Annotated in this window: 9 protein-coding genes and 1 pseudogene; 7 read left to right on the top strand and 3 right to left on the bottom strand. The window is 71.1% G+C overall.

The features are described 5' to 3' along the window. The first annotated feature begins 26 nt into the window (after positions 1–26). The 4 genes from fxsT to V5O40_RS14045 all read left to right on the top strand — a co-directional run bounded on the left by fxsT (position 27) and on the right by V5O40_RS14045 (position 3787). Positions 27–1565 (top strand): FxSxx-COOH system tetratricopeptide repeat protein, encoded by a 1539-nt coding sequence (gene fxsT, locus V5O40_RS14030; protein ID WP_332905832.1) that lies wholly within the window; start codon positions 27–29, stop codon positions 1563–1565. Positions 1566–1576: 11 nt separating this feature from the next. After that, positions 1577–2524 carry a tetratricopeptide repeat protein gene (locus V5O40_RS14035; RefSeq protein WP_332905833.1) on the top strand — a complete coding sequence of 316 codons (948 nt, stop codon included), beginning with the start codon at positions 1577–1579 and terminating at the stop codon, positions 2522–2524. Beyond that, positions 2521–2967: a hypothetical protein gene (locus V5O40_RS14040; protein ID WP_332905834.1), complete on the top strand. Its 447-nt coding sequence runs from the start codon at positions 2521–2523 to the stop codon at positions 2965–2967. The genes V5O40_RS14035 and V5O40_RS14040 overlap by 4 nt, the downstream gene beginning before the upstream one ends. A gap of 64 nt (positions 2968–3031) precedes the next feature. Beyond that, positions 3032–3787, top strand: coding sequence for a tetratricopeptide repeat protein (locus V5O40_RS14045; RefSeq protein WP_332905835.1), 756 nt, complete (start codon positions 3032–3034; stop codon positions 3785–3787). Between the two features lie 246 nt (positions 3788–4033). On the opposite strand, the gene purH is transcribed toward V5O40_RS14045, so the two are convergent. Next, positions 4034–5605: a bifunctional phosphoribosylaminoimidazolecarboxamide formyltransferase/IMP cyclohydrolase gene (purH, locus tag V5O40_RS14050; RefSeq protein ID WP_332905842.1), complete on the bottom strand. Its 1572-nt coding sequence runs from the start codon at positions 5603–5605 to the stop codon at positions 4034–4036. Between the two features lie 3 nt (positions 5606–5608). Then, positions 5609–6220, bottom strand: a pseudogene (purN, locus tag V5O40_RS14055) (phosphoribosylglycinamide formyltransferase); the annotation flags it as partial. Between the two features lie 154 nt (positions 6221–6374). Between purN and V5O40_RS14060 the strand changes: the two are divergent. Together V5O40_RS14060 and V5O40_RS14065 are read left to right on the top strand one after the other, a co-directional pair. Next, positions 6375–6674, top strand: coding sequence for a CD225/dispanin family protein (locus V5O40_RS14060; RefSeq protein ID WP_332905836.1), 300 nt, complete (start codon positions 6375–6377; stop codon positions 6672–6674). A gap of 7 nt (positions 6675–6681) precedes the next feature. After that, positions 6682–7359, top strand: coding sequence for a DUF4190 domain-containing protein (locus V5O40_RS14065; protein ID WP_332905837.1), 678 nt, complete (start codon positions 6682–6684; stop codon positions 7357–7359). Positions 7360–7491: 132 nt separating this feature from the next. Here the strand turns inward: V5O40_RS14065 and V5O40_RS14070 are convergent, their stop codons facing one another. Beyond that, complete coding sequence (locus tag V5O40_RS14070) at positions 7492–8784, bottom strand: cell division protein PerM (RefSeq protein WP_332905838.1); 1293 nt, start codon at positions 8782–8784, stop codon at positions 7492–7494. A 178-nt stretch (positions 8785–8962) separates the two neighbouring features. Here V5O40_RS14070 and V5O40_RS14075 point away from each other — a divergent pair, with 178 nt between their 5' ends. Beyond that, the gene (locus tag V5O40_RS14075) at positions 8963–9223 is read left to right on the top strand and encodes a DUF4190 domain-containing protein (RefSeq protein ID WP_332905839.1); all 261 of its coding nucleotides are present in this window, start codon (positions 8963–8965) and stop codon (positions 9221–9223) included. Positions 9224–9305: the final 82 nt, after the last annotated feature.

Here is a 9305-nt window from a genome sequence, read left to right on the forward strand (position 1 = left end):
GACGGCAAATGTGCCAGCCTGGCCGGGTGACCGAAGGTGACGGTGAGCTGACGGGCTGGGACTTCTTCATCTCGTACACGCAGTCGGACCGGGCGTGGGCAGAGTGGATCGCGTGGCTGTTGGAGGAGGACGGCCATCACGTGTTGGTGCAGGCCTGGGATTTCGTGCCGGGTACGCACTGGGTCCAGGGCATGCAGGACGGCACGACCCGTGCGGCGCGGACGATCGCCGTGCTCTCGCCGGACTATCTGACGTCCGTCTACGGGGGCGCGGAGTGGCAGGCGGCCTGGGCGGCGGACCCGGCCGGTCGTGACCGCAAGCTGCTCACGGTGCGGGTGAAGGAGTGTGAGCGGCCGGGCCTGTTGGCCAACGTGGTGGGCATCGACATCCTGGGCTTACCCGAAGCGAAGGCCAGGGCCCGGCTGCGGGCCATGGTGATGCGGGCCATGGCGGGGCGAGCCAAGCCGACCAGCCCGCCCGCCTTCCCTGGCGGCCGGGCAATCCCCCGAGAGACACGGTTCCCCGGCGCCCTGCCCACGGTGTGGAATGTCCCGGCCCGCAACCCACACTTCACCGGGCGGGATCGGGATCTGAAGGCATTGGCCGAAGGGTTGGCGGCGGGCTCGCCGCTCACCGTGCATTCGATACGTGGACTCGGCGGAGTCGGCAAGACGCAGCTCGCCGTCGAGTACGCGTACCGGCAGACGGCCCACTACGACGTGGTGTGGTGGGTGGCGGCGGAAGAACCGACGGCGATTCCCGACCAGTTCGCCCGCCTGGCACAGCGGTTGGAGGTGGAGACGGACCCGGATCCGGAGACGCTGCGGGTGGCTGTGCACGAGGCGTTGCGGGAGGTTCCCGGATGGTTGCTCATCTTCGACAACGCCGACCAGGTCGAGCAGGTGCGCCCGTGGTTGCCCGCCGTTCCGATGCCGCCGGGGGTCCCCGGTCACGTTCTGGTGACCACCCGCCGGAGTGGTTTCTCGGCGCTCGGGCGCGTGCACGACCTGGACGTGGTGGAGCCGGGTGAGGCGGTGGACCTGATGCGAGCGCGGGTACCGACCCTCCCGGACGAGGTGGCCCTGCAGATCGCCACGGAGTTGGGGCGGTTGCCACTGGCGTTGGAGCAGGCCGCCGCCTACCTCGATCAGACCGGGATGTCGCCCACGGAGTATCTGCACCTGCTGCGGACCAGAGCACCGGAGTTGTACAGCCGGGGCAGGTCCGTGCACCGGCAGGAGACGGTGGCCACGGTGTGGGAGTTGAGCCTGGAACGACTGACGGCCGACAGCCCGTCCTCCGTGCAGCTGCTGGACGTGTGTGCCTACCTGGCGCCGGAACCGATCCCGCTGGATATGTTCACCGGCCACCACCAGCGGCTGCCGGAACCGTTGGCGAGCGCCGCCCGGGATCCACTGCGCTTCAACGACGCCGTCGCCGCGGTGGTGGACTACTCGTTGGCGAAGCGCACCGAGTCGGGTTTGCAACTGCACCGCCTGGTGCAGGCGGCGTTGCGGCGCAGACACGGACGGCAAGCCCCCGACATCGACGAATCGACCGGCTGATGGAGGTGTCGGTGGTTGATCCGTTGGCGGTGACGTTGAGTCTGTTGGAGGACTACGCGCCCGGCGGCGATGTCCTGACGTCGCCGGAGAGTTGGCCTCGCTGGTCGATTCTGCTGTCGCACGTGCTGACCGCCGTCGACCATGTGCCCTATGGCGGCGGCAGCGATCCTGCGATGGCGCAGAACTGCTCGCACCTCCTGAACCGCGCCGCGACGTTCCTTCGAGCCCAAGGGCGCTACGTCGAGGCCCGACCACTGTTCGAGCGCGCGCTGACCATCGACGAAGCCGTCCACGGCCCCGACCACCCGAACGTCGCCATCCGCCTCAACAACCTCGCCCAGATCCTGCAGGACCTCGGGGATCCGGCAGCAGCACGACCACTGGCCGAACGAGCACTCACCATCGACGAAGCCGCATACGAACCCGACCACCCGACCATCGCCATCGATCTGAACAACCTCGCACTGATCCTGCGGCACCTGGGCGATCCGGCAGCAGCACGACTACTTGCCGAACGAGCACTCACCATCGGTGAAGCGGTATACGAACCCGACCACCCGACCGTCGCCATCTATCTGAACAACCTCGCACTGATCCTGCAGCACCTGGGCGAAACGGCAGCAGCACGACCACTGGCCGAACGAGCACTCACCATCAGCGAAGCCGCACACGGACCCGACCACCCGACCATCGCCGTCCGACTCAACAACCTCGCACTCATCCTCCGGGACCTGGGCGATCCGGCAGCAGCCCGACCACTGGCCGAACGAGCACTCACCATCGACGAAGCCGTATACGAAGCCGACCACCCGACCATCGCCGTCGATCTGAACAACCTCGCACTGATCTTGCAGGATCTTGGAGAGTCGGAGGCGGCACGATCACTGACCGAACGAGCACGGGCCATTCACGATGGAGCAGACCCTACCCGACGGCGCTCGGAGGAGACGGACAAGTGAGCGCGCCCGACACCGCGACCCTTGCCTACTGGAGCGAGCATCGCGAGCAGCTACGGCAGTCCGAGAACCAGCGTGCCGTCCTCACGAACTATCTGCTGGCCATCACGGCCGCACTGAGCGGTCTCATCGCGCAACAGAAATTCGCCATCACGACCCTGCCGCTGTCGATTCTCATCGCACTGTCGGGACTGTTCGGCGCGATAGCGGCGGCCAAATACCATGAGCGGGCCGAATACCATCTCCAGCAGGCGCGTGCCCTGACCCGGGCGCTCAAGGACGACGGCGCGCTGGCGAACAGCGACGACCTGATCCGGGAATACCGGGAGGCGCACTACCAGAAACACCCCCGCCTGCACCGGGTGCGGTTGCACGACCTCTGGATCGGACTCCATTGTGGTATTTCCGCCTACGGAGTCGGCCTGATCGTCACCACCCTCGTTTAGTGGTCGGGCCCCCAAGCTTGGCGACAGAGTGTGAGGTACGTGGATTGATCGATGGAGGGTGTCGGTGGTTGATCCGTTGGCGGTGACGGTGAGTTTGCTGAGGGACTATGCACCCGGCGGCGACGTCTTCTCGTCGCCGGAGAGCTGGCCTCGCTGGTCGATTCTGCTGTCGCACGTGCTGACCGCAGTCGACCATGTGCCTAATGACGGCGGCAATGATCCTGATGTGGCGCGGAACTGCTCCTTCCTCCTCGATCGCGCCGCAACGTTCCTTCAGACCCAGGGGCGCTACGTCGAAGCCCGACCGCTGTTCGAGCGCGCGCTGGCCATCACGGAAGCCGCACAGGGACCCGACCACCCGACCGTCGCCATCCGACTCAACAACCTCGCACTGATCCTGCAGGACCTGGGCGACCCGGCGGCAGCACGACCACTGGCCGAACGAGCACTCACCATCGACGAAGCTGCACAAGGCCCCAACCACCCGACAGTCGCCATCCGACTCAGCAACCTCGCACTGATCCTCCGGGGACTCGGTGACCCGGCGGCGGCACGACCGCTAGCCGAACGAACACTCACCATCGACGAAGCCGTATACGAAGCCGACCACCCGACCATCGCCAGGGATCTAAACAACCTCGCGGTGATCCTGCGGGACCTCGGAGAGCCGGCGGCGGCACGACCACTGGCCGAACGAGCACTCACCATCGACGAAGCCGTCCACGGACCCGACCACCCGGCCGTCGCCATCGATTTGAACAACCTCGCGCTGATCCTGCAGGACCTGGGCGAACCCGACGGCGGCACGGGCGTTAGCTGACGGGACCGGAGGGCACCAGGAGCAGGTACGCGCCTGGATGACCAGCCGGCAGGCCGCACCCAGACACCGCCCGGCTCCTGGCCGGTGCACGGTGACCATCCGAGGCGGCCCTGCCTGCGCATCCGCTCCAGCGAATCGCCCGACCAACGTTCCGGGACATGGCACGGCCCGCGTCTCACCGGGCCGTGCCGGACCTGGGCGCGGCGGCCTGGGGCGGGTGTCGGAGCCCCGGGCCTGCCTCGGCCCTTAGTGGGCGAAGTGGCGGGTGGCGGTGAGGTACATGGTGACGTCGGCCTGCTTGCAGGCGGCGATCACCTCCTCGTCCCGGATCGATCCGCCGGGCTGGACGATCGCCCGGACGCCCGCGTCGATGAGGATCTGCGGGCCGTCGGCGAACGGGAAGAACGCGTCCGAGGCGGCCACCGCGCCGCGCGCCCGCTCGGCGCCGGCCCGGCTGACCGCGAGGCGAGCCGAATCCACCCGGTTGACCTGCCCCATGCCGACCCCGACCGTGGCGCCGTCGTGGGCCAGCAGGATCGCGTTGCTCTTCACCGCGCGCACCGCCCGCCAGGCGAAGGCCAGGTCCGCCAGGGTGGCGTCGTCGGCCGGCTCGCCGGTGGCCAGCCGCCAGGTGGCCGGGTCGTCGCCCTCGGCGTCGATCGCGTCCGGCAGCTGCACCAGCACGCCACCGCTGACCTGCCGCCACTCGGTCGGACGCGGCTGGAAGGCGGGCGCACGCAGCAGCCGGATGTTCTTCTTGGCCCGCAGCGTCTCCACCGCACCGGGTTCGTAGCCGGGTGCCACCACGACCTCGGTGAAGATCTCGGCGATCTGCCCGGCCAGCTCGACCGAGACCGGGCGGTTGACGGCGATCACCCCACCGAAGGCGGAGACCGGGTCGCAGGCGTGCGCCTTGCGGTGCGCCTGCGCCACGTCCGTGCCGACGGCGATCCCGCACGGGTTGGCGTGCTTGATGACGGCCACCGCGGGCTGATCGGCGAAGTCGTTCGCGGCCCGCCAGGCGGCGTCCGCGTCGACGTAGTTGTTGTAGGACATCTCCTTGCCGTGCAGCTGCTCGGCCTGGGCCAGCCCGACCGGGCCGGCCGGGTCGGCGTAGAGAGCGGCGCTCTGGTGCGGGTTCTCGCCGTAGCGCAGCACCGACTGCCGGCGCAACGCCAGACCGGCGAACTCCGGCATGCCGTCGGCGGCCGGGGCCACCGACGAGGCGAACCAATCGGCGACCGCCACGTCGTACTCGGCGATGTCGGCGAAGGCGCGGGCGGCCAGCGCCCGGCGCTGCGCCAGGGTGAAGCCGCCGCCGTCGAGCGCGGCCAGCAGCATCGGGTACGCGCGGGGGTCCGTCACCACGGCCACCGAGGCGTGGTTCTTCGCGGCCGCCCGCACCATCGCCGGCCCGCCGATGTCGATCTGCTCGACGCACTCGTCCTGGCCGGCGCCGGAGGCGACGGTGTCCTGGAACGGGTACAGGTTGGACACCAGCAGGTCGATCCCGGCGATGCCGTGCTCGTCGAGCTGGGCGGTGTGCGCGTCCTTGCGCAGGTCGGCGAGGAGCCCGCCGTGAATCGCCGGGTGCAGGGTCTTGACCCGCCCGTCGAGGATCTCCGGGAATCCCGTCACCCGCTCCACCGGCGTCACCGGTACCCCGGCGGCCGCGATCGTCGACGCGGTGCTGCCGGTGGAGACGATCTCCACACCGGCCGCGTGCAGCGCCTTGGCCAGGTCGGCCAGGCCGGTCTTGTCGTAGACGCTGACGAGTGCCCGCCGGATCGGGCGACGCCCGTCCTGGATGGAGTTCACGCCGACCATGACCTTTCTTCCAGTTATCGTCCAACCGTCCCGGACCAGCCGGCCCACCTGCTCGACGAGCTGGCTCCGCTCGGCTTCCTTGATGCGCTCGGTGAGCGTGTCGACGTCGTCGTCGTCGCGTACCGGCACCGCCACCTGCGCGACGATCGGGCCGGTGTCCAATCCGGCGTCGACGAAGAAGAGGGTCGCCCCGGTCACCTTGACCCCGTAGGCGAGCGCGTCGCGCGGGCCGTGGATGCCGGGAAACGCCGGCAACAGGGTGTTGTGCGTGTTCAGGTATCGGTCGCCGAAGGCGGCGAGGAAACGCGGACCGACGAGCTTCAGGAACCCGGCCGAGATGACCAGGTCGGGTCGGTGCTCGGCGACCTGGGCGGTGAGCGCGGCGTCCCACCGATCACGGTCCGGGTGGTCCTTCACCCGCTCGACGAAGGTCGGCACCCCCGCGGCGGCGGCCCGGTCCAGGCCGGCGATCCCGTCGCGGTCCGCCCCGACCGCGACCACCCGCGCCCCGTACGCCGGGTCCGCGGTGGCGTCCAGCAGGGCCTGGAGATTGCTGCCGGAGCCGGAGACAAGGACGACGATACGGGCGGGCTGGTTCACCGGCACACCCTATCCGGCCGCTGGCCGGTGCCCATCCGCTGGGCAGCGCGGCGCGCGTGACCACCGGACTGGCCGAAACCGGGTACGCTGCCGGTCGCTTGGGACCGGCGCATGTCCGGTCCCACACCCGTCAGCGAACAACCGTGAGGAGCACGTCGTCATGCAGCCCGAATACCAGTCCCAGCCACCGCAGTCGGTCGACAACAACATGACAATGTCGATCGTCGCGATCTTCCTGTTCTGGCCGCTGGCCATTCCGGCGATCATCAACGCCTCGAAGGTCAACCCGCTGCTGCAGCAGGGTGACTACGCCGGCGCACAGGCTGCGGCGGCCGAGTCGAAGAAGTGGTCCAAGTGGGCCCTGATCGTCGGTATCGCCTGGATCGCGATCGTCCTGGTGTGCTGCCTGGGCGGCGGCCTGCTGGGCTCGATGAGCGGCAGCAACGCCAGCGGTTCCTGAGCACCGGATGCAGCCCGGTCAACCCGGTCAGGACCCGTACGGCCAACAGCCGCCGTACGGGGACCAGACCACGCCCCCGCCGGTCAACCCGTACGCGCCACCCCCGGCGAACCCGTACGCGCCACCGCCGGCGAACCCGTACGCCCAGCCGACCGACCCGTACGGTCAGCAACCCCCGGCCGACCCGTACGGTCCGCAACCGGAGGCTCCGCCGCCGGCCTCCCCCGGACCCTACGGTCCGTACGCGCCGCCGGCCGGTCCCCCACCGGCCGCCGGGCAGCCCCCGGCGTACGGACAACCGGCGTACGGACAACCGGCGTACGGACAACCGGGCTACGGGCAGCCCTACGCCGACCCGTACGGCCCGCAGCCGTACGGCGGCGCGCCGATGTACCCGAACGCGGGTTTCACCGGCGCGCAGGGACAGCAGAACACCCTCGGCCTGGTCGCGATGATTCTCGGCATCGCCTCGATTCCGTTGAGCTGCTGCTACCTCGGCATCCCGCTCGGGTTGGCCGCACTCGTGACCGGCTGGCTCGGTAAGCAGAAGGCCGACCAGGGCCTGGCCGGCAACTCCGGTCAGGCCCTCGCCGGCCTGATCTGTGGCGCGGTCGGGCTGCTGCTCGGTCTGCTGCAGATCGTGGTGGTGGCACTGAATGTCGGCGGATCGGCGCTGTATCCCTGATCAGCAGCCAGCCCGCCGTCAGGGGCGTCCCGGTGCCTCCGGGACGCCCCTGACGCGTCAGCGGGCCGGTTCTCGACCGCCCCACCTCGGGCCAGGACCCGCACACCGTCGCCCTCCCGACGGCGGGGAGGCTCAGGTCGCGGGTCGGGTGAGCCAGCGGGTGGCGGCGGCACCGAGCAGTGCGCCGGCACCGGTGACCAGCAGTGCCGCGAGCGCCACCTGCCAACCGACCGGCCCGACCTGCGCCAGCCGGCCGGCACCCAGCGGCCCGCCGGACGCCTGCGCCGCCGCGCCGAGCAGCAGACCGGCCACCGGTCCGGCGAGCGCCGCCGGCCCGAGCAGCCGCCGCCAGGACAGCGGTGTCCGTTCGGCGGTGGCCAGACGCAGCAGGCGGCGCGCGAGCAGCCAACCGGTGGCCATTCCCACGAGGACGGGCAGCGCGAGGACGGTGACCGCGCCGAGCCCGGCCACCGGCCCGCTGGGCAGGCCGGCGAACAGCGGCAGTGCCGGTAGCGCGCCGACCGACACCTCGCTGGTGCGTACCGCCGTGTCGGTGCCGACCGCGAAGCCGGGGCCGAGCAGATAACTGGCCGACCACACGCTGGCGTTCGGCGCGTACGCGAGGCTGACCAGGGTGATGCCGGCCTGGCCGGCGACCCCGGTTTGATAGGCGCCGATCAGGTCGGCCGCGTCGCCACCACCGGTCGCCACGGCCAGCCCCGCCACGGCGGCGCCCGCGCCGAGCAGCACCAGGGCGGCGACCAGACCGGCACGTACGCCCTCGCGCAGCGGCATCGGCGTCTGCTCGGCGAGGACCCCCGCCACGCCGGTCGTCCGGGCCGCACCGACACCGGCGGCGAGGGTGCCGACCGTCACGAGCGTCAGCCCGGCGCGCACCGGCGACACGCCGGGCCCACCGGCTCCGACGAGCACGGCGACGAGCGCTCCCAGCAGCCCGTACGCGACGCCGACGGCAGCGGCGGCGGCGAGCGTACGGCCCGGCGACCGGCCACCGCGGGCACCGATCGCGCGGCTGGCGTGCACTCCGGCCCGAACCAGCCGCCACATTGCCAACGCCGTCACCGCGAGCGGCGCCAGGCCGAGCGGGCCGGTGGCCGTGACCAGGGGCACCCCGTGCCCGAGGAGCCAACCCGCCGCTCCCGCCCGGGCGGCGTCGAGCAGACTGCCGGCGTCCTCGCTGAGTTGGAACAGCCACAGCGCCAGCGCCACGGGCAACCAGGTGGTCACGGCCGCTCCGGTGGCGGCGACCAGTGCGGCGACCGTGAGCGGCGCGTGGCTGCGCCCGGAAGGTGCCGCCCGCGCGGCCGGCACCCGGCGCGGCGGGCCGGCCCGGCCGGGGGGCCGGGCACCGGCGCCACGGGCGTCGGTGGCCCGGCGAGGCTGGTCAGGGGTGACAAAGGACATCGGCTCTACTCTGGCATGCCGGGCCGGCCCCGGCTGCCCGACACCGCCCGTCGGGTCGGGCAGCGACGCGCCGGACACCCGAGTTCGGCTGATCCGGCGTGGGCGGGCACCGCCTCATCTAGCCTCGGCACAGGGGCCGTGACCGACGTCGCGGCAGCATGTGACCGGAAGGGGAGTCGTGAACGCTCCGTATCCACCGCCCCCGCCGCCACCCGCCGGCCGGGACCGTACGACCCTCTGGGGAATACTCGGCATCGTCACCGGTGTGCTGTGCTGCGGCATCCTCGGCATCGTCTTCGGCTGGTTGTCGATCCGCGACGCGCGCCGGTACCGCCAGTCGCCGGTGCTGGGCTACGTGGCCATCGCGCTGGGCGTGCTGAACATCGTCGTCAGCCTGATCCTGCAGGCCACCGGCAACTACCCGTACTGGAACCGCTGAGGGGGCCCCCGAGCGGGGGGCGCCCCAGCGCCGGGCGGGCCGGGGAGCGCCCGGGCCAGTGAGGGCGCGACACGGTGGGCGG

Origin of the sequence: Micromonospora palythoicola (assembly GCF_036689795.1) — a bacterium.
GTDB classification, from domain to species: Bacteria; Actinomycetota; Actinomycetes; order Mycobacteriales; family Micromonosporaceae; genus Micromonospora; species Micromonospora palythoicola.

Excerpts from the sequence above, each read along its gene's own strand:
- V5O40_RS14060 (WP_332905836.1), top strand. The coding sequence starts at position 6,375 with ATGCAGCCCGAATACCAGTCCCAGCCACCGCAGTCGGTCGACAACAAC.
- V5O40_RS14065 (WP_332905837.1), top strand. The coding sequence starts at position 6,682 with ATGCAGCCCGGTCAACCCGGTCAGGACCCGTACGGCCAACAGCCGCCG.
- V5O40_RS14070 (WP_332905838.1), bottom strand. The coding sequence starts at position 8,784 with ATGTCCTTTGTCACCCCTGACCAGCCTCGCCGGGCCACCGACGCCCGT.